Source organism: Pseudomonas sp. MT92 (assembly GCF_058792515.1).
On sequence record NZ_JBXAFA010000001.1, the window covers coordinates 80,751 to 101,488 of the forward strand.

At 59.8% G+C, this 20,738-nt stretch carries 9 protein-coding genes; 1 reads left to right on the top strand and 8 read right to left on the bottom strand.

The window, feature by feature from the left end; all coding sequences use genetic code 11:
* Window positions 1–8: 8 nt before the first annotated feature.
* The 5 genes from AC1Q6D_RS00410 to AC1Q6D_RS00430 all read right to left on the bottom strand — a co-directional run bounded on the left by AC1Q6D_RS00410 (window position 9) and on the right by AC1Q6D_RS00430 (window position 12,662).
* Complete coding sequence (locus tag AC1Q6D_RS00410) at window positions 9–4,553, bottom strand: dermonecrotic toxin domain-containing protein (RefSeq protein ID WP_103402969.1); 4,545 nt, start codon at window positions 4,551–4,553, stop codon at window positions 9–11.
* Window positions 4,546–9,159: a dermonecrotic toxin domain-containing protein gene (locus tag AC1Q6D_RS00415; RefSeq protein WP_103402968.1), complete on the bottom strand. Its 4,614-nt coding sequence runs from the start codon at window positions 9,157–9,159 to the stop codon at window positions 4,546–4,548. Before AC1Q6D_RS00415 ends, AC1Q6D_RS00410 begins: the two co-directional genes overlap by 8 nt.
* Window positions 9,160–9,320: 161 nt before the next feature.
* Complete coding sequence (locus AC1Q6D_RS00420; protein WP_103402967.1) at window positions 9,321–10,421, bottom strand: polyamine ABC transporter substrate-binding protein; 1,101 nt, start codon at window positions 10,419–10,421, stop codon at window positions 9,321–9,323.
* A 12-nt stretch (window positions 10,422–10,433) separates the two neighbouring features.
* A complete protein-coding gene (locus tag AC1Q6D_RS00425) occupies window positions 10,434–11,465 on the bottom strand; it encodes a histone deacetylase family protein (RefSeq protein WP_103402966.1) in 1,032 nt (343 codons plus the stop codon).
* A 198-nt stretch (window positions 11,466–11,663) separates the two neighbouring features.
* Window positions 11,664–12,662: an AraC family transcriptional regulator gene (locus AC1Q6D_RS00430; RefSeq protein WP_047535230.1), complete on the bottom strand. Its 999-nt coding sequence runs from the start codon at window positions 12,660–12,662 to the stop codon at window positions 11,664–11,666.
* A 218-nt stretch (window positions 12,663–12,880) separates the two neighbouring features.
* Here AC1Q6D_RS00430 and AC1Q6D_RS00435 point away from each other — a divergent pair, with 218 nt between their 5' ends.
* Window positions 12,881–16,291, top strand: a complete 3,411-nt coding sequence (locus tag AC1Q6D_RS00435; protein ID WP_103402965.1) for a dermonecrotic toxin domain-containing protein — start codon at window positions 12,881–12,883, stop codon at window positions 16,289–16,291.
* Between the two features lie 76 nt (window positions 16,292–16,367).
* On the opposite strand, the gene AC1Q6D_RS00440 is transcribed toward AC1Q6D_RS00435, so the two are convergent.
* The 3 genes from AC1Q6D_RS00440 to aspA all read right to left on the bottom strand — a co-directional run bounded on the left by AC1Q6D_RS00440 (window position 16,368) and on the right by aspA (window position 20,621).
* Complete coding sequence (locus tag AC1Q6D_RS00440; RefSeq protein ID WP_103402964.1) at window positions 16,368–17,372, bottom strand: asparaginase; 1,005 nt, start codon at window positions 17,370–17,372, stop codon at window positions 16,368–16,370.
* Window positions 17,373–17,478: 106 nt separating this feature from the next.
* Entirely contained in the window at window positions 17,479–18,927 is a 1,449-nt protein-coding gene (locus tag AC1Q6D_RS00445) for an alanine/glycine:cation symporter family protein (protein WP_047535227.1), read from the bottom strand.
* A gap of 269 nt (window positions 18,928–19,196) precedes the next feature.
* Window positions 19,197–20,621 (bottom strand): aspartate ammonia-lyase, encoded by a 1,425-nt coding sequence (aspA, locus tag AC1Q6D_RS00450; protein ID WP_047535225.1) that lies wholly within the window; start codon window positions 20,619–20,621, stop codon window positions 19,197–19,199.
* Window positions 20,622–20,738 lie beyond the last annotated feature (117 nt).

Genomic DNA, 20,738 nt, shown 5'->3' on the forward strand with positions numbered 1-20,738 from the left:
CGCGCACGTCAAGGTTGCGTCTCGAGTTTGAAGAACGGGGACGGATCGCTGATGCGCCGCAGCACGTAGTCCAGTGGCGTCAGAGTGGTCAGTGCCTGGCGCCGTTCGGCCGAGAATTGCTGCAGGTGCGGTTCGGCGATTTTCAGGTGTGCGGCGGTGTATTGCTCCAGCGGCGCATCCACGGACGCATAGTGAAAATGCGCGAGCCACAGCGGCTTGTCGTGGCCGGCGATGTCCAGCACCTGGTACTCCTGAAAGTAGTCCCGGCGTTTTTTGGTCCTGATCCGGCCTTGGCCGTTCTTGACGATGCGCACCTGGTTGTTATCCAGCAGCCACTGCAAATACGCCTGTCGGGGATGCCGATCCTTGAGCAGGCTGGCGCGGATACTGACGCCCTGAGCACGTAACCGGACGGCTGCACTCTTGAGTTCGCCGCTCAGGTTGCCCACAGGAAGCCGCGCTCCGCCCGATGCGCGTATGCGCTCCAGTGCCTGCTCGACATTGATCGCTGCCTGCTCCAGTCGTTGAGCCTGATGATCGAAAAGATCCTGCATGTCCGCTGGAATACGATTGGGCTTGAAGGCATCTTTGCGGGTTCGATCAATGAACGCCTGTACGTCCTCATTCAGGGTCAAGGCATCGTCGACCGTGTCGACGTCATCCAGCACGGGCTGTAGACCGGGGGCCGGCCTGGTGGGAAGTACTTCCCTCAGGGGCAGTTCGTCCGCTGTGGAAGCCTTGGCGGGCGCAGAGTCACGTGGTCGAGTCTTGGTGACTTTGCCAATAGGGCGGGAGGGACCGGCAACAGCGGGTTTGGGCATCACCGGTGGATCGTTTTGTCTAACCTCGGGCAGTAGCGTATTCAGTTGCTTCTGGGCCAGTTGCTTGAACTCGCCGATCAATGCGCTGACCCGTTTAAGCTCGGACGCTTCCACCTTGTCGGGGTATTCGCCGGGCAGGTCTTCAAGACGCTGATTCACATCGGCGTAGACATCGATCAGCCGGCTCAGAGTGTCGATGCGATGTGCGATGGCTTCACCGCTGTCCTGCGTTCTGATCAAGGCGGCATGCTGGTGGGTGGCGGTTGCGGCCTCGATAATCAACGAGCCGACCGCTTCACGCGCCGGCTCGTCGTTCGCGGAGGCGGTACCGCGCACGCACAACTCGTGGGACATGCCGATTTCGTTGGACTTCAAGTCCCACTGATTAAAAGCGGGAAGCAGCTCTCGCAGGCTTTGCGCGGTGGTCATGCCCGCGTGACCAGCCGCCTCCAGGTTCTCAAGCGATGCCTGGGAAAGCTGCAGGCGGGCGATGATCTCCTGGCTCAATGCCAACGCCTGCCTGACTCCCTGAACATGTGTCTGCAATAAAGCGTTGGAGTCGATGACCGTGTCTTGCGCCAGCATTTCGGTGAGTTTGGCGTAGTCGTTGCGCTTGAATACGAGCCACAGGCAGATGTTCTTTTGCAGCACGATGGTCATGCGCTCTAGATTGTTGAGATAGCCTTCGGTTCCTCCTGTGAGACGCCATTGCTCGAGATTTTTCAATGCCTGATCGTATTCATCGATCAGCTTTTCCAGTCGAGCGAGGTAACGCTGTGTCGCCTGCTCATGCGCGAGCCCGGTTGCACCCAGCATTTCTGTATAGGCCTCCTTCAACTCGGCATTGTTGGCGACCTCCTGGCCTTTGAAAGTCTCCAGCGCGACGCCCAGTCGTTTCTTCTGCTGCTCCTTGGCTTTGCGTTGTGCTTTGAGCTGGCTTTGCAGACTGGTGCCCCCGGCGCCCCCGCGCAAGCGCAATCGGGTGTCGACAAACCACTGTCCTTGCGTGTTATGAATCAACAGCGGGCCGGTTTTCGAGGGGGTCTGCGGATCGACGATTTGCACCTGCTCGTTGTCGTTTTCCACGACACGGAACCAGCGCTCGCCAACCTGTGCGTAGGTGTTGCCGTCCAGGCGATACAAGGGCGCGGTATCGTGCGAGAGGGTTTCCAGCGACGGAGTCGTGAGATCGACAGTCGGCACTTTCAGGCCCTCCAGATACAGCGCCAATGCCGTGCCTGAGCGATGGGGCACTGAGCCGCCAGGCTCAAGTGACGAGTAATGGCTGGACGCAAGTTCGCCGGTCAAAGGTGTCGTCATTAACGTCACGGTGGGCTTGGCAAGTGCTGTCGATGGCGTGACGCCGACCTTGAGCTGCCTGTCGTGCTCGTCCCGTGGCCCTGCCTTAAGCCTGGCCCGGCGTCGAGTGGCGGCATGTTGCGCCAGGAGCATGCCCAGGTTCAGAAGCATATCGGCGATGGCGCTCCATTGAGCATGAGCATCACCGCGATTGTGCGCGTCCAGAACTTGCTCGATTTCGCTGATGCTTTGCCAGACCCAAACCGCAGCCCCTGCCGGGCCACTGAGAAAATTCGAGGCAATGTTGAACAGCGCCCAACCGCTGTCCCGAAGCAGGGCCCAGCGTCGTTGTGCATTGGATAACGATTGGCGGTCGGCGAGTTCGGCCATGGCCAGGGCATGGTTCTTGAACAGGGTGGGGAATACATCGCCGCTCAGTTCCGTTGAAGAAAGTTCGACGGGACCGGCCCAACCCGAGGATGTCCAGGGCTCGGAGAGCAGTTGTACGCTCAGCCACGGGTTGGGAAAGCCGATGGGGAACGTGTATTGGGCGTATTTGAAAGCGAGGGTGGAATCGGGCAGCCACGCCAGCACCGAGTCCCTCAACTCGCCTGGCTGGTGCAAGGCGTACAGCAGGTTTTGCGCTGACGGGAATTGCAGCAACGGTTGTTCGAACAGCGGGCGATAGAGCAGGCAAGGACCCTTCTCTGGCTGGCGCGCAGCGATGATGAACATATTGGCAACGGTGTCGCCGGCGGTTTCCCCGGCCCGGATGAAGGTCAGGGGACGAATGACCACCGGTTGAGCGTGACCAGGCGTCGGCTTGAGCCATTCGCGCACATAGCGACACCCCAATTCGTCTACGCCGCCAATGCGCCGGATCTTGCACTCCAGCGCAATCAGCGGCAGCAAAGCGCGCAACTGGCTGATGTAGAAGTGCTCCTGCAAGGGTGCCTGCACCGGATCGTCAATCAATTTGTCCTTGATCAGGCGCGGATACGCCTCGCCAATATCGACCTTGCTCGCGATCTTCGTCAGGTAGCCTTCATCCAGCCATTCGGGGACCGTTTGCGGCGGGTTGAATCGAAGCGTTGCCTGATACGGCGCGGAGTTTTGAACGGCGTATTCGCCGAGCGTTTCGGTATGAACATCGAGCGGGTTGGGCAGCGTCAAACCACCTGACTCGAAGCTGTTGGTGATGGTGATCTCGAGGCTATCGAGCGGCAGTCCGGTTGCGGATGGTTTGTCAGCCACGATCGCTTCGCGCATGCGCTGCTGGGCGAAGGTGGTCATGGGCGGAATCCGGAACAGTTGTTTGTCAGTCTGCCTGTACAGCTTGCCCAGCGCATTGATCGATTGGCTGTAGTGATCCAGGTCCGTCACCGAAGCACCAAAGAGCCAGTCGGGTATTGCGTCGGCCAGCTCGACGAGCGCGTTTTGCTCCTGGATATTGGCGTTTTCTACCTGAGGAGCCGAAGCCAAAGGGGTATCCAGTTCGGCGGCAAGGCCTTGAGCTGTAATCGCGGCAATGGAATCGAGTTGGTTGGCGATCAGGGCCCAGGCCATGTGGTCGAAAATATTGCCCTCCGGTTCAAACAGTTGCCATTGCAAATTTTGTCCGGGCGGCAGCTTATCGAGGCGGGCCGGCAACGAAGCACCTAACTGTTCCAGTGAATTGAAGGTTTCGTAGCCATATCCCACGGTGTACATCATGACCAGATCGCGCTCTTCATAGCGCCCTGTAATCACCGCGGCTCCCGCCAGTGTATGGTGTCGGGTGATGCCTTGTGCGTCGAGGGTGTCACAGTCGACGAGGCTGACCTGAATAGTCGAAAACGTCGGGTCATGAGCCAGGCGCGACTGTTTATCAGGGTGACGCGAGATGGCGCGAGCCACCCGACACTGATCCTTATCCCAACCGTTGACTCTTTGAACATTGAGGGCTTTGCGCAAGGCTGCGGACAGCTCCAGCCAGTGCGGTGCCAGCTGCCCCTTGAGGTTCCAATAGGCCAGTTGCTGTTCGCCATAGGCAACCAGGAGCAGGGGTGAATAGTCATTGAGCAACTCGGCGATGGCTTCGATATCGATATCCAGATGCACGACAGGCGTGGCCAAGGGATTCAATGTCAGGAAGTGCTCGCCTTCGAGATAGTTGGCGCTTGTTGAGGTAGCGAAGAGGTTTATCAACGTCTGGGTCAACGATTCAAACTGTGTGGGCCTCGCCTCGAGCACGCCGTCCAGGATTTGCCATTGAGGCGTGCCGATCATGGTTTGGTCGGGGTCGATATCGCGCTCGGGATACCGCGCCTTCAGCGCTTGGCGCAGTAGCAGGGCGGCGACCTCATCGACCGTGGGGCCTCTGCTGGTCTGGTGAATCACTTGGCTTTTTTTTAGCAGTGCGGGAGTTTCGGTATCTTCCGGGTGTTCAGTCATCGCCAACTTCCTTTTTGACGTTCGAGGCTTTTGAAAAGAACAGTGAATTGGCCAGCGGCGGGCTGATTTCGCTGCGATAGATGGCGATCAGCTGGCTGCTGGAAGCCGAATTCAGATCGAATGCCCCGGCCATCAGTCGTTGGTTACGCAGTTTCAGGTGGGCGGCAGTAAACGCTTCGGCGGGGCTATCGGGGCCGGCATAGTGGAAGTGGGCGTACCACAACGGTTGCCCGGTGCCTGCCTCGCGAATCTCGTATTCCTGCAGGTAATCCTTGCGCGGGCCTTTGAGTCGACGCCGTTCACCATTCGGCACGATATCGATTTCATTTTTGCCCGATAGCCATTCGACGCGAGCGGCCGTGGGCGGCTGTTGCTTGATCATCTCGACCCTGATTCGGTAGCCCTCGGCATAGAGTCGATCGCGCGCTGCGCTCAATTGCGTCACCAGCGCTGTCGTGGAGGTCGTGGTATTCGAACCGGTCGGGGTCTGTTCCAGTGTCCTGGCGCTTTTGTCGAGTTGCTCGGCTTTGTGCTGGAACAACTCCTCGATTTCCACCGGTATACGGCCAGGCTTTTTGGCGCTCGCTTCGGTTTGCCGAATGAAGGTTTCCACGCTCTCGAGCAACGTCTGGCCTTGAGCAATTTGCATCTGGAGGTCGGGCACCTGGAGGGTCGGATGCCGCTTGGGTTGCACGCGCTCGACCCACACGCCTGGTGTCTTCTCGTGGAAGGTGGCGATCACTTTGCCGGTCATGGGCGATTTCACATCCAGCAGGACCGGTTGTCCCGATGCCGAGGGACGAACTTCGCCAACGACCGTGCCCTTGAAGCGCGTTTTGACGACCCGTTTACGCGATGCCGGTGCGGGCCTTGAAGGGCCGGGACGGGGCTCCACCGGCAGTTGTTCGCGCAGCAGTTGCGCCAGATAGGCTTCGGTCTCTTGCTGGAATTCGCTGATCCGTTTATGTACGTGTTTGAACGGTTGCTCCAGAACCGCTTCCTTGTGGCTGAGGCTGAAGTCTTCGAAGGATTGGTCGATGGCGGCAAACTGTTCGAGCATCCCGTTGAGGCCTTCGATGCGGTCGCCCTCAGCCCATGTACTGTCTTTGAGCATCAACTCCTGCGACGTCTGGATAACCAGGTTGGTGGTATCGAGCAGGCGTTCGAATGCTCTTCGAGCATCAGTCAACCCAGCACTGTTTCCTTCTTTCACACAGACGTCGCGAGCCAGCGAAACCTGGAGTGCCTTGAGATCGTTAAGGCTGAAAGCAGGCAATTTTGCCCGATAGGTGCTGGCCACCTCGGCAGCACTTCTGCCGAGTCGACTCAACGCCTGGAACTGCGATTGTGCAAACTCGATTTTGCCGATCATGCCCTCGGTCAGGTCGGTCATTTTCTGGTAGGTGGCGCGATCGCCGGCACCCCCTGCCGTTTCTTCAGCTTCCAGCAGCGCCAGGGTTTCCCTCAGGGTTTGAGCGAACGTCGGACTGCGTTGGTCAAGCCACGTCTGGTTGAAGAACAGCTGAGTGCCGAGCATCTCGATCATGGATGCCCGGTAGTTGGGCACTGTTTCCAGCAGGTTCAGGGATTTCATCTGTTCGATGGGAGCGGCGTAGTCTTGGGTGCGTTGCTCGAGCTTTTCGAGGAATTGCGTTTGCGCGGTCAGCAGAGCCTCGTCGCCGACCGAATTTTTCATGGCCTTGTGGGCGTCCGTCAGCTCCTTGCGTGCCTGTTCGCGTCCGTCGCTAAACTCGGCCAATTGCCTCTTGAGTTCAGTGATGCGTGCACGGTTTTGTTGCTTCAGTGCCTTGCGTTGGCTCGACAGTCCGCCGCCCCGCAAGCGCAGGCGCGTGTCGACGAACCATTCGCCGCGGTTGTTGCGGATCAGTGCCGGACCGCTGCGCACAGGCTGCTCCCGTGAGTCGATGATCGACACGTCGCCCGTGTCCTCGACCGCGACCTCGAACCAGCGCTCGCCCACCGGTGCGTAACAGGCGTTGCCCTTTCGATAGAGGTGACGATACAGGTCGCTGTCGTTGACGGGCGCTGATAGCTCTTCGGGTGGCGTGATATTGAAGCGGTCCAGGGTTCTGGCAAGGTCCAGGGCCGTATCGGTCGCCACGGACTGGCGATGTTGTGCGGGAGGGTGTTCGCTGGGAATGTCGGGCAACTGCACGACGGACACAGGTTGCGGGGCCGGTTTTTCCGGGGGCTCGATCGCTGTTGCTATCGGCTTTTCCTGGGCTCTGCGCACAGGCGAATTACGCGTACTGGCGTGATGGGCAAGCACCATGGCCAGGGTCAGCAACAGATCGGTCATGGCGGATGTCTGTTGCTGATCGCCACTGTCGGCAGTGTCGAGGGTTTGCTGCAAGTCATCCAGCACTTGCCAGATCCACGCGGCCGTCCCGACGGTGCGACCGAGAAAGGGCAGTGCGGCATTGAGCAGCGTCCAGGCTACGCGTTTGAAAGTCTCCCAGCGATATTGCGCATTGGACAACGATTGCCGTTGTGCCATTTCAACCAGCGCATTGACGTTGGCCTTGTACAAGGTGGCCAGGTAAACGCCGCTGAGGACCCGCTGGCCAAGGGTGACCGGGCCGCTCATTTGCAGGGAGGTCAACGGGTCGGCCAGCTGTTGGGAAATGCTCCAGACCGAAGGTCGGTCGCCGGTGAACGCATAGTTGGCGTAGTTGGCGCGGGCGTCGTCCGGCAGCCAGGCGAGTACCGATTGGCGCAACATCGGCGAGTGTTTGATGGCGTAGATCAGGTTGGCCGGCGTCGGGTACTGGCTCAACGGTTGCTCAAGCATTGGCCGGTAAAGCAGGCATGGTCCCTTGTCCATCTGCCGGGGGCCGATCACGAACATGTTGGTCACTTCATCGGTGGCGCCCCCGACGCGCCAGCCAGGCGTGAAGGCCAGTGGGCGAATCACGATTTCCTGGCCATCCACCCAGCGATTGGCGTCAAGTACCTGGACCACGGCGGCGACATAGCGATAACCGGTTTCATCGATGCCGTTCTGCCTGCGAATCTTCAGCTGCAAGGCCAGCAGCGGCAACTCGACGCGCAAATGACTGGTGAACAGATTCTGCCGTCGCAGGCTGTCAACGGGATCGACGAGCAGCTTGCTTTTGATCAGCGCCGGGTAGTTCTGGCCGATGTCGATGCGAGTGATCAGCGCCTCCAGATAGCTCACCGTCATCCATTGCGGCAGCGCGGCGGCGCTGGAACTGCGCACGGATTTGTTGCCCTGGGGCAGGGCAATCAGGTTTTGCAGTGCCTGGTCGACCAGGCTCAGTGTCGTGCGCTCGGGCTCCACCAACGGCACAAAGCTGCCCCAGACCACCACGCTGTCGACCACGATCTCGATGTCCGCCAGGTTCAGTCCTGCCGCATCGGCATGATCTTTGAGCATGGCCTCGCGCAGTTGATCCAGCGCAAATTGGCGGATCGGCTTGAGCCCGTCCTGAAAGGACTTCCCGGCGTTCTGATTACGCACGGTCACCAGGTCCATCAGATGCCGACTGTAGGCGGTGAGATCAGTGGGAGAAGCATCGGCCATCCAGTCAGGCAGCGACTGCTCGACCTGATTGAATCGCGAGGATGACTGCTTGTCCGTCGGGTCCAGCTCACGGGTGGTGCGGCTGACGTGGGGCGCCAAGTCTGGATTGCTTGCAGCGGGTTCGTTGGCCAGCGCACCGATGGCGTCGGCTTGCAGGGCGATGAGGTTGCACGCCAGGCGGTCGAAATAATTGCCCTGGGGTTCGATCAGGCGCCAATGCAGGACGTTGCCCGGTGCTTGCCCATCGACGTCCGTCAGCAACGACGCGCCCAGTTCCTCCAGGGAGTCGAACGTCTGGAAGCCACGGGGGATGGTGTGAGTGATCACCAGGGTTCGAGTGCCCAGGGTTCCGACCAGGACTGCCATGTCAAGGATGTTGACGTGCGTCGAGGCAGCACCGCTCATGGCGTCCAGGTCGATCAGGCAGGCGCGTGACTGATAGGGGTCATTGGAACGGCGTGCGCTTTTTTCCGGGTAGGCGAACAGTTTGCCGGCCATGGCGTGTTGGTCGCTGTCCCAGTTCGGGTTGGCCTTGATGTTCCATAGATCGCGCAAGGATTTGGACAGCGCCTGCCAGCGCGGAGTCGATGCGCGGGTGTACTGGTTCCAGTAATCGACCTGCTGTTCTTGAAACGCGACAAACAGCAACGGCGCCAGCTCATTGAGCAAGCGCCCGATGAACTCAATGCTGACGGGCAGTTGTACTGGCGTCTGCTCCTGAGGCTGCAGCGTGAGGTAGTGTTCACCGTCGAGGTAGATCACTGGCGTGCCCGCTACACCATGGTGCACCAGCGTGTCGGTCAGCGATTTGAAGTGCCGTGGCCCGGGTTCGACGCGCCCATTGTGATAGGCCCAGGTTGGCATCACCACCATGGCCAGGCGCGGATCGATATGTAGATTCGGGTACAGCGCTTTCAGGGCAGGCTGCAGCGCGTGGGTGGCGACTTCCCTGATCGAGGGGCCGGTGACCAATTGGGTGAGCAGGGCATTCTGGTCGGAGGAAAGGCCGGGTAAAACGGGAGGGCTGGTGGCGTCGGTCATGGTCACATCCATTGTGTGGTTAGCGGGCACCGCAGAACATTTGGTGCGCGAAGCGTTGCAAGGTAGTGACGGGCCGATGGGCGATGGCGGTAAATAAATATCGCGGGCAAAAAAAGACCCGCGCATGCGCGGGTCCGGGGAAGCGGTTGAAGCGATTCGGGTCAGGTGCCTGACTTGATTTTGGTCCAGGCCCGGGTCCGCGCACGTTCGGCATCGCGAGGCAGCGGTTGCAGGGTATAGAGCGTGCCCATCGCCGTTTCGGTCGGGTACAGGTTCGGGTTATTGCGGATCGCCGGGTCGACCAGCTCGGTGGCGTCCTTGTTCGGATTCGGGTAGCCGACGAAGTCGCTGACCGGCGCAATCACCTGCGGTTGCAGCAGGTAGTTGATGAAGGTGTAGGCGTCTTCCGGGTTCTTCGCACCCTTCGGAATGGCGAGCATGTCGAACCAGATCGGCGCGCCTTCTTTTGGCAGCCGCATGTCGACGACGACACCATTCTTGGCTTCCTTGGCGCGGTTGGCGGCCTGGGAAAAACTGCCGGAATAGCCCACGGCGACGCAGATGTCACCGTTGGCGATATCAGCCATGTACTTCGATGAGTGGAAGTAGGTGATATACGGGCGAATCTTCATCAGCAGCGCTTCAGCCTTGTCGTAGTCCGCAGGCTTTTTGCTGTTGGGGTCCAGGCCGAGGTGTTGCAGGGCCAGGGGCAGTATCTCCGACGGCGAGTCGAGCAGGGCGACGCCGCACTGCTTGAGCTTGCTGATGTTCTCTTCCTTGAAGATCAGGTCCCAGCTGTCGACCGGCGCGTTATCACCCAGTACTGCCTTGACCTTGGCCGGGTTGAAGCCGATCAGGATGGTGCCGTACATGTAAGGCACCGCGAATTTGTTGCCCGGGTCGTTGGCTTCGATCAGCTTCATCAGCTTGGGATCGAGGTGGTTCCAGTTCGGCAGTTTGCTGCGGTCCAGCGGCTGGAACACGCCAGCCTCGATCTGCTTGGCGAGAAACACGTTGGACGGCACCACCACGTCGTAGCCGGAGTTGCCGGTCAGCAGCTTGGCTTCAAGGGCTTCGTTGGTGTCGAAGATGTCATAGACCAGTTTGGTCAGGGTGTTCTGCGCCTTGAAATCTTCCAGGGCTTTGGGGGTGATGTAGTCGAACCAGTTGTAGACGCGCAACGTTCGTTCTTCGGCGTGCACGGCGCCACTGAGCACCAGGGCACTCAGGGCCGGCACGATAAAACGCTTGAGCCTTTTCATTGTTTTAATTCCTCACTGAGCGCTTTCAAAACCTTCAAGGACGTTCACCGCGTTGATGCCGATTTCCTCGACCGCGTAACCGCCTTCCATCACGAACAGCGTTGGTTTGCCAAGGCCAGCGATGCGCTTGCCCATGGCCAGGTAATCCGGGCTGTCGAGCTTGAATTGCGAGATCGGATCGTCCTTGAACGTATCAACGCCCAGGGACACGACAATGATGTCCGCGCCGTAGCTTTCGATCTCTTTGCAGGCTTGTTCCAGCGCCGCGCTCCAGGTGTCCCAGCCGCTGCCGGCGGGCAACGGGTAGTTGAAATTGAAGCCCTCACCGGCGCCTTCACCCAACTCATCTTCATAACCGAGGAAGAACGGGAACTCGGCTTCCGGGTGGCCGTGGATCGAGGTGAACAGCACGTCGCTGCGTTCATAGAAAATCGACTGGGTGCCGTTGCCGTGGTGGTAGTCCACGTCGAGGATCGCGACCTTTTTGTGACCCTGGTCGAGGAAGGCCTGGGCGGCGATGGCTGCGTTGTTGAGGTAGCAATAACCCCCCATCAAGTCGCCGGCGGCGTGGTGTCCTGGTGGACGGCACAAGGCAAAGGCACTGCGCGCGCCAGCCTGGATTTCCGCCTGGGCGGTCAATGCCACTTGCGCTGCGCTGTACGCGGCCTGCCAGGTTCCGGCAGTGATCGGCGCACCGCCGTCGAAGCTGTAGTAACCGAGCTGGCCGTGCAGGCTGGTCGGTTTGATTTGGCGCAGGGTGCGGGCCGGCCAGGTGTAGGGCAGCAGGTCGCCGTCGGTGTTGAATTCGGTCCAGCGCGCCCAGGCGCCTTTGAAAAAGTCGAGGTAGTCGCGGCTGTGTATGCGCTCGATGGGGCCGAGGCCGAAATCCTTGGGCGCTTCTACCGGGCCGAGGTTCTGGTTTTGCACGCGGGCCAACACGTGGTCGGCGCGCGAAGGCATTTCGAAGCAGGGCTTGAGTTGCCCATCTATCAATTCACAACGGCCGTGGTGCAGATGGTGATCGTTCGAGTAGATCGTCAGCATTTCTTGTTCTCCGCAGGCTGATTCGGTTGAACACAGTCTTGCGGCATGGACGATTTTGGAAAACGGCAGGAAAGGCCAAAAGGGGATCGATATGGCCAAAAAATCTGACCGAAATTCGCCCCTTTTTAATGCGCCACGACCTGGCATGGCGCGTGGAATTCAGACGCTGGGGAAGCGGGCTTGCCCGCGCCCCCAGGGTTATCCATGTGGGCGGAACTGGCTTGGCGCTACACCACTCCAGCGCACGAAGGCATGGCGAAAGCTCGCGGTCTCGCTGAAACCCAGGGCCTCGGCAATCTGATAGATCGGCAACTGATCCTCGCACAGCATTTGCTTGGCCTGTTCGAAGCGCAATTCATCGAGCAATTCCTGATAGCTGCAGCCCAGGTCCTTGAGATGCCGACGCAGGGTTCTCGCCGAACAGTTCATCTGCTCCGCCAGGCCCTCCAGCCCAGGCGCCGCATTCAGTTGCGCACTCAGCAATTGGCGGATTCGTCCCAGCCACGCCTGGCGTCCGGTGAACTCGGTATTCTGCTTGCGGCAACGTTCGGCCATGGCTTGATGGGTAATCACATCGGCCAAGGGCAAGGGTTGATCGAGCCAGTGCTTGTCGAAGGCGAAAGCGTTGTCCCGTGCCCCGAAATGCAGCGGGCAGTTGAAATGTTCGGCATAGGTCGCTTCGTAGTCGGGTGCGGCATGTTCGAAGCGAGCGGCGAGCAGTGGCAGCGGATGACCGAGCAGGTCGTCGCAGATGACCTTCAGCGAGACCAGGCAGAACTCGGCGTTGAACACCGCCATCGCCGGGCTCTCGCGATAGTCGGCCGCGACGAACCAGACACGCTCGCCATCTTCCTCCAGGCTCAGTTCGAAAAGTGTTCCCAGCAGCGCCGGATAACGCATCGCCAGACGCAAAGCGTCACCGAAGGTGGCACTGGTGAGCAGTGCATAACCGAGAATGCCGTAGCAGGACACGTGCATCCGCCGGCCCAATTCCAGGCCGATGTCACGCTTGAGTGCGACAGCGTTGGCACAGACTTGCATCTCTTGATTGGTGGTGATGCGCGTGTCGGCGCGGTTCAGATCCGCCGCACTGATGCCGCTGCCGGCCAATAGCGCCTCACTGGACAAGCCTTCAGCCTTGAAGGTGTTGAGGATCAGCGAGACGGCATTGAGGGTCGTGAGATGAGAGTGGAGCATGGCGACTTCCAGTCTTGATTTGCTGGAATGGGAGCAAGTTGTGTGCCGGGCCCGGAGTCATGGGGGGCGGCACGCCCGGTGAAGCCAACGGTTACAGAAGCTATACGTGGATACCGCCATCCCGTGTCTGCAAGGTTATTACCTTGGTCATGACGGTCACACGCCCGAGCGTTGGCTGTCGTGACGACATTTCATGTACCCAAGGATGGACTTTAATCATGACCTCTTCAGACACGACCTCAACCGATACCCGCCTGCTGCGTCCCCTGCGGCCGGATGCTGAGGTGGCTTCACAGGCCTTGAGCGTTTTGCACCTGTTTGCCGATCGCCCCACCTTGCGAGAAACGGCCCGAAGGACCTTGCAACAAGTCCTGGATGACCTGTTTCCCAGTCTCGATATCAAGGTTGCAAGCGCTGCCGTACTCGAACCTCGGTGGAATGAAACCCCTGGAGGGTCAAGCTTCGCGGGTTATCTAAGCTACGGACTGACGGATCTGTTGCTCGAAAGTTACTGGAAGGGCAGTTGCAGGGTTTTCAGTGACAAGAGCTTTCTCTCACGCTACTCCAACGTAGAAACGCCTCCAGCCATTAACGTTGAATTGAGCGAAATCAGCGAGGTGCTCGATGAATGGGGGCCGCAGTTGCTGCAGCGCTATCAACAAGAGCTGGTCGACTTCTGGAGCCAATCGAGCGGGAACGACGCCGCTCTCTGGCAACGACTGCGCGATCTGTTCCGAGAGCAACTGCGGATAGCCTCCCAAGCACTTGCCGGTGAAGCACGGCTGGCGGTCCAGGGCGTGCTTGATTACCCCGATAACACCCAGCGCGAAAGGGTCCAGGGCGATGCGGCGACCCAGGCTGCCGTGACATTCGTGTATGAGGACGTCAGCACCGCCACCGCGGATGATGTGCTGGTCCTGTCGATGACCCGCAATGTGGGCGGGCGAACCATTGCACTACTGTTCACATTGTCCGGCGGAATCGAAGTATTCAGCTCCGAGGAAGCCATGACGCGATCCTGGTTTGGTGTGCGCCGTGCGGGACCCCTGTCGCTAAGAAACTACAGGCCTGAACATGACATTTTCGACGCGCTGACCCTGAGTCTTCTCGAGCGTCAGCTGCAGGTTATTGCGGCGATCAAGCCCGAAGTGTTCGCCGACTTGCCGACGCTCGAACGACGGCTGGAGCAGGTCAGTAGTCCCTCGACGTTACTGGGTGCCTTTCGTTCAGGTCATGAAACCCGGTTGTCGACCCTGGAAGACTTGTTGCCATCATGGCTGAAGCAAGCCAGTCCGGCGGATCGCGTTGCTTACAGCAAATTGCTGGCCTCGCTGGCGGACCAGAGTCGAACCGGTACTTCATTCCTGTCGGACATCGCGCCCATTCATGAGTATGCCGAGCAGGCATTGAAGGCGCTGATGGTCGCAGACGATCCGACCCGAAAGCTTATCAATGTGCGCGATATCGAGGTGACGCAGCGGCGGTTGGAGAACACGGCGTTCGAAATCATTGATCCGCCATTTCCCGAGCCTCGCTACCAGACAACCCGCTCGGCATTTTCGCAACTGGCCGTGAAAAATATCGGCGCGTTGCCTCTGGTTCCATCGCAGATCCATTATCGCAACGGCGAACCACCGGCGTGGCTGACCTATGACTATTTGAGGGACCTGACCACTCGCGCCGACATCGGCCAGCGTTATCCCGACCTGTTGCAGCGCAAATTGCTGGGCGACTCCGATGAGTCCCAAAAGCGACGAAAACAATTTCGCGCAAGCATGAGCATTCAACTGCCGTTGTTGGCACTGGAACTGAAAATCCGCAAGCGCTTGTCCGATCCGGCTTATCGACAGGTTGTCGCCGCCCTGCAAACGGCCGCGGTCGATCGTCAGGTCGAGGGACATGCCATGGTGGTCCGACCGCTGGGATTCCAGGCTGGAGCCGGCTCCAGAACGGACTACGTCTTGAACATGTTTGTGATCGGCCCGCAGGAGCTTGGACGCGGGCCACACATTCTCTACCGACCTGCTTCGGACGAACCAATGCTCGAGTTTGTCTCGTGGGCAGATTTGTTGAGCGCCATTCAGGAGGATGAGTCATTGCAGCGCAGCGTGCTTGCCGGGCTGGCACCCTCGATTCGCCACATTTATGCCAACGGCGGCTTCGTGGAGCCCCATGTCGGACGGGTCATTCTCGGTGAGTTCGACGTGCTCCAGTCGCAACGCGTCTCGCTCGCCAGCGCGGTCTCAGTGGACGTGTTCAGCGCGCTGTACCGGGCTTGCGCCCAGGCACTGATCGAGCAGGCCAAAGGTGATTCCGTATCGAACTCAGAGGCCCGCTGGGATCAACTCAAGGACTTCGGGTGGGTATTGTTCAACCTGTTACAACCATTGTTGGACGGCCCATTGGCTACTATCGGCCTTTTGGTCCAACTCACCAAAAGCATTGAAGGGCTTGTTCAACGCGAAAATGCCGAGCATCGATTGGAAGCAGCGGCAGATGTGTTGATGAACCTGGCCTTGATACTGGTGCACTCGGGTTCGCCCGTGCCTGCGATTGCGCGCACCGAAGCGTCTGGCGTTGTCGGCGAAACCGCGCTCGATCTGCGCATCCTGCTCGACAATAAAATTGACAGGCGGCCTGTCGGCCCTTTCGGGGGAGAGCCGAAGCTTTCTTTTGGCTGGAACAGTGCGCGAGGCCAGTTATCAGCTCCACAGCTGGCCAATCTCAAGTCTTTCAGGCTCTCGGCGCCGCTGCGCGGAGATTCGTTGGTCAAATCCGGCGAGTTTCGCGGGCTATATAAGCAAGGCGGCAACTTGTATGCCTGCGTCGAAGATGACTGGTTTCGGGTGTCGCCTACATTGGATGGGGTTGTGATCACCGATCCGAAGAGCGCGTCGCGCAGGGGCCCCTGGTTGAAAAGCGATGAGCAGGGTCGCTGGAGTTTCGATTTCCGCCTACGGCTGCTGGGAGGCATGCCGCTTAGTGTTCGGGCCACAAGGAAGCTTGGAAAACTGGAGAAAAATGCGCGAGATCTATTGGCCGGATACGACAGGCAGGTGGCTGAGGCCAGGCGCATGGCCAAATCCGATCGTCCGCCGGCCGATATAGAAAGTCTCATCATGAACCAGGCTGACCCGTTTGACGCTGCCGCCAACAACATCGAGGCGTTGACCTGGTCGGCGGGTGAAGTGTCATTAGAGCCAGTCGTCGTTCAATTGAGGAATACAGCCACGCGCCTTCGGAAGCTGGCACAGCAAACACGCATTGAAATGTACAAGTCGCGCAACCCGACCGCGGGGGCGGTGGAGTATCTGTTGGAGGCAGAAGAGATAAGCATCCGCAAGGTCGGCGGGCGAACCGACAGCTCTGGGGGTAAAGGCACTGATTTTTTGCAGGAATACGAGATCCGCGATACCGACAACAATGTGCTGTGGTATGCCCATTTTCACTACCCGACAAAAGAGGCTGCTCCAGATTCCTTTGCCAAGGCGCATTTGAAAACGGTCGCGCAGCGCCGACTGGGCCTGAATTTTCAGAAGGATCAACAGGCGGCTGGCCACGCAGTGACCAGCATATGGCGTGGCGACATTAGCCGAACGACGGCCAGGCAGGTGTTTTTCCATCAATAGACTGAAGTGACAGGGCAAGCCTTCCTGACGGCGACGGACAGGAAGGCTTGCTAAGTTGCAACCGGCCCTGTTTGCCTCAGACCAGCTCGCCACAGAGGTCGAGTTCTACAAGTTGTCGGACTTCGCTCGTTTCCAGCCCCGCCCCCAACAAGCCGTGTAATTTGCCGAATGCCGCTTCACGGGTCATGCCGCCGCCGGACAACACGCCGACCCCGCGCAAGCGACTGCCGGCCTCATATACATCCAGCTCGACGCCACCTTCATGGCACTGCGTAACCGCCACCACCACCACGCCTTTGTCCCGCGCTCGCCCCAGGCTGGCGAGGAACCCCGGATTGTCGCTGGGCCCGGTTCCACTGCCATAGCACTCCAGCACCAGGCCTTGAATGCCGCTGGCGAGCAAGCCGTCCAGTACCTCGGCGCCGATGCCGGGGAACAGTGGCAGTACCGCGACGTTCGCCAGTTGCCTGGGTTGGTTGTAGTTCAACTGCGGCGCAATCGAAGGCGCTTTCACGCCGCCGCCCTGACGTTCCAGGCGCTTGAAGGGATGGCGGCCGAAACTGCGTACTTTCGCGCAGCGGGTCGGTGCCAGCAGTTCGCCGTGGAAGTACAGGTGCACGCCCGGAGCCAGGCCTTGGCCCAACGCAACCAGCGCACCGCTGAGGTTTTCCCAGGCATCGCTATCAGTGACGCCGGCCGGCAGCATGGAGCCGGTGAAGCACACGCGGGCTTGCAGGCCGAGCAACTGGAAGCTCATCGCTGCCGCGCTGTAGGCCAGGGTGTCGGTGCCATGCAAGATCAGCACACTGTCGCAGCCTTGCACGTCAACGGCATCGACCACGGCTTCACGCAGTTGCTGCCAGTAGGCCGGGGTCATGTTGGCGCTGTCGATCAGCGGCGACATCTCGCGAAAGCGCCACGGCGGCACGACCAGTTCCGGTTGGCTGTGCAGGTACTCGCGCATGCGCGCTTCGAAACCGGAGGCCGGGGCCAGACCATGGGCGCTGGCTTGCATGCCGATGGTGCCGCCGGTGTAGAGCACCATGACGTGCTGGGCGGCAGGGTAGTTCGAGGAATTCATGGGGAGTCTCCGGAAGGAAGAGTGCCTGTGGAAGTGAGCTTGCTCGCTTCCACAGTTTTTCGAACTTTAACTGACGGGCGCGGAGTATGCGCCCGTCATCTACCCGTCAGCGTTGCGCTGCAGGTACGCCATGCGGTTCGGCTTGGGCCTTGGTGGCGGCTGGCGGATTGGCCGGCCACGCCTGGCGATCCAGGTCCAGGTCCGGGAACTTGGCGGAATCGAACACCGGCGTCTTGATCCCGGCGGCGCGCTGGTCGTCGTAGTCACGCAGGATGCGCATGCCGACCTTGAACAGCAGGAACAGCGCGATCAGGTTGACGAACGCGAGCAGGGTCATGGTGATGTCGGCGAAGGCGAACACGGTGCCGAGGTTCTCGATGGCGCCCCAGAAGATCAATACCAGCACCAACGCACGGTAGCCCATCAGCGCCTTGCGGTTTTCGCCGATCAGGAATCGCAGGTTGCTCTCGCCCAGGTAGTAGTTGTAGAGGATCGAGGTGAACACGAACAACGCCAGCGCCACGGAAATGAACATCCGGCCCCAGTCACCGACCACGGCGGCCAGGGAGTTTTGGGTCAGGGCGATGCCATCGCCTTCGAAGCCCGGGGTGTAGAAGCCCGAGAGCAGGATCAGCAGCGCGGTGCAGGTGCAGATCACGAAGGTGTCGAGGAACACGCTGAAGGCTTGCACCACACCTTGCGCTACCGGGTGCTCGACCGAAGCCACTGCGGCCACGTTGGGCGCGCTGCCCAGCCCCGCTTCGTTGGCGAACACGCCACGCTTCACGCCCATGACGATGGCGCTGCCGATCAGGCCGCCGAAGGCCTGGTCCAGACCAAAGGCGCTTTTGACGATGGTCATCAGCATGGCTGGAACGTGATCGAACTGCAGCACGATCACGTAGAGGGTCACGCCGATGTACACCAGGGTTTTCACCGGCACCAGCAGGTCGGCGACCTTGGCGATGCGCTTGATTCCGCCAATGAACACCAGGCCCAGCAGCACGGCCAGGCCGATGCCGGTGTAGGTCGTGTCCAGACCGAAGGCATTGTTCAGTGAGTGGGTCACGGCGTGGGCTTGGAGGCCGTTGAAGGCGAAGCCGAACGTCACCAGCAGCAGGAATGCCATGAGCATGCCGAGCCCGCGTTTTTGCAGGCCATGCTGGATGTAGTAGGACGGGCCGCCCCGGTAGGTGCCGTCGGCATCGGCGCGTTTGTAGAGCTGGCCAAGGGAGCATTCAAAGAAGCTGCTGGACATGCCGACCAGCGCGGTCACCCACATCCAGAACACCGCGCCTGGTCCGCCAAGGGTCACGGCGATGCCGACACCGGCGATGTTGCCTGCACCGACGCGGCCGGCAAGGCTGAGCATCAGGGCCTGGAACGAGCTGAGTTGCCCGGCGCTGCTTTTAAGGCTGTCGCGGAACACGGCGAACATGTGGAAGAAGTGACGCAATTGAACGAAACGCGAGCGGATCGTGAAATAGCTACCGAGCCCGACAATGAGCACGATCAGTACTTTCCCTGAGAGGAAGTCGTTAATGACTTCGAGCATGGATTTTTCCTCGCTGTTTTTTGTTTAGGCAAATGCTGGCCGGACGGACACATTGCGTTACACCCGTTGGCGCTCGGCACAACAGGCGGGTCGATGTTCGTCCCGGTTTCATATCGCGGGTTTGTTGTTAGGTCGGGTTTCGCAGGGGTTGAGGTTTTGCTTCTGTCGCGGATAAAAAAAGGGCCTGGAGAATGATCTCCAAGCCCTCAAAAGGTGAGAGGTGTCTAGTCCCTCGACCTGGTGAGCGGTGCTACAGGTAACGCGTCGGATCAGGCCTTAAGCGGAACCAGACGCGGAGCAATCATGTTTTCCGGGCGCAGGATGTCGGCGAGCATGGCGTCGTCGAGCAAGCCTTCTTCGCGCACCAGTTCCAGCACGCCGCGACCGCTTTCGAGTGCGATACGGGCGATGCGGGTGGCGTTTTCATAGCCGATGTACGGGTTCAGTGCGGTGACCAGGCCGATCGAGTGTTCGACCAGTTCACGGCAGCGCTCTTCGTTGGCGGTGATGCCGACGATGCAGTGCTCGCGCAGCATGTCCATGGCGCGTTGCAGCAGGCGGATCGAGTCGAAGATCTTGAACGCGATCAGCGGCTCCATCACGTTCAGTTGCAGCTGGCCGCCTTCGGCCGCGATGGTCAGCGCCAGGTCGTTACCGATGATCTGGAACGCGACCTGGTTAACGGCTTCCGGGATAACCGGGTTGACCTTGCCTGGCATGATCGAGCTGCCCGGCTGACGCGCTGGCAGGTTGATTTCGTTGATGCCGGTGCGTGGACCGCTGGACAGCAGGCGCAAGTCGTTGCAGATCTTCGACAGCTTGACCGCGGTACGCTTGAGCATGCCGGAGAACAGCACGAACGCGCCCATGTCGGAAGTGGCTTCGATCAGGTCGGCTGCCGGTACCAGCGGATGACCGCTGATGGTTGCCAGGCGCTGAACGGCCAGGTGCTGGTAGCGCGGGTCGGCGTTGATGCCGGTGCCGATCGCGGTGCCGCCCAGGTTCACTTCGGTCAGCAGTTCAGGTGCCAGCGTTTTCAGGCGTGCCAGGTCTTCGCCCAGGGTCGTGGCGAAAGCACGGAATTCCTGGCCGAGGGTCATCGGCACGGCGTCTTGCAGCTGGGTACGGCCCATCTTCAGGACGTGGTTGAATTCTGCACCTTTGGCGGCAAACGACTGAATCAGGCTGTCGAGGCTGGCCAGCAGCGCATCGTGACCCAACAGCAGACCCAGGCGGATAGCCGTCGGGTAAGCGTCGTTGGTCGACTGCGCCATGTTCACGTCGTTGTTCGGGTGCAGGTACTGATATTCGCCTTTCTGGTGACCCATGGCCTCCAGTGCGATGTTGGCGATCACTTCGTTGGCGTTCATGTTGGTCGAAGTGCCAGCGCCGCCTTGAATCATGTCTACCACGAACTCTTCGTGGAAATCGCCGCGGATCAAACGTGCACAGGCTTCGCTGATGGCCGCGTGCTTGGCTTCACTGAGGTGACCCAATTCACGGTTGGCGTCAGCGGCGGCTTGTTTGACCATGGCCAGGCCGACAACCAGCTTCGGGTAGTGCGAGATCGGAACGCCGGAGAGACGGAAGTTGTTCACCGCTCGCAGGGTCTGGATGCCGTAATACGCTTGAGCCGGTACTTCGAGTACGCCAAGCAGGTCTTTTTCTGTGCGGAAAGATGCAGCGGAGGACATGATAGAAATCATCTCGATATGGACCCGGTCTGTGCCGGAACACTGCAAATGCTAGGCTTGTGGAGAAATTTGGGCCAATGCTGTTAAACACTGGCCTATGCACATTCGGCATAATGC

What these genes read in the sequence shown, in the direction of transcription:
- AC1Q6D_RS00410 (WP_103402969.1), bottom strand. Translation starts at nt 4,553, where the DNA reads ATGACTGAACACCCGGAAGATACCGAAACTCCCGCACTGCTAAAAAAA.
- AC1Q6D_RS00415 (WP_103402968.1), bottom strand. Translation starts at nt 9,159, where the DNA reads ATGACCGACGCCACCAGCCCTCCCGTTTTACCCGGCCTTTCCTCCGAC.
- AC1Q6D_RS00420 (WP_103402967.1), bottom strand. Translation starts at nt 10,421, where the DNA reads ATGAAAAGGCTCAAGCGTTTTATCGTGCCGGCCCTGAGTGCCCTGGTG.
- AC1Q6D_RS00425 (WP_103402966.1), bottom strand. Translation starts at nt 11,465, where the DNA reads ATGCTGACGATCTACTCGAACGATCACCATCTGCACCACGGCCGTTGT.
- AC1Q6D_RS00430 (WP_047535230.1), bottom strand. Translation starts at nt 12,662, where the DNA reads ATGCTCCACTCTCATCTCACGACCCTCAATGCCGTCTCGCTGATCCTC.
- AC1Q6D_RS00435 (WP_103402965.1), top strand. Translation starts at nt 12,881, where the DNA reads ATGACCTCTTCAGACACGACCTCAACCGATACCCGCCTGCTGCGTCCC.
- AC1Q6D_RS00440 (WP_103402964.1), bottom strand. Translation starts at nt 17,372, where the DNA reads ATGAATTCCTCGAACTACCCTGCCGCCCAGCACGTCATGGTGCTCTAC.
- AC1Q6D_RS00445 (WP_047535227.1), bottom strand. Translation starts at nt 18,927, where the DNA reads ATGCTCGAAGTCATTAACGACTTCCTCTCAGGGAAAGTACTGATCGTG.
- aspA (WP_047535225.1), bottom strand. Translation starts at nt 20,621, where the DNA reads ATGTCCTCCGCTGCATCTTTCCGCACAGAAAAAGACCTGCTTGGCGTA.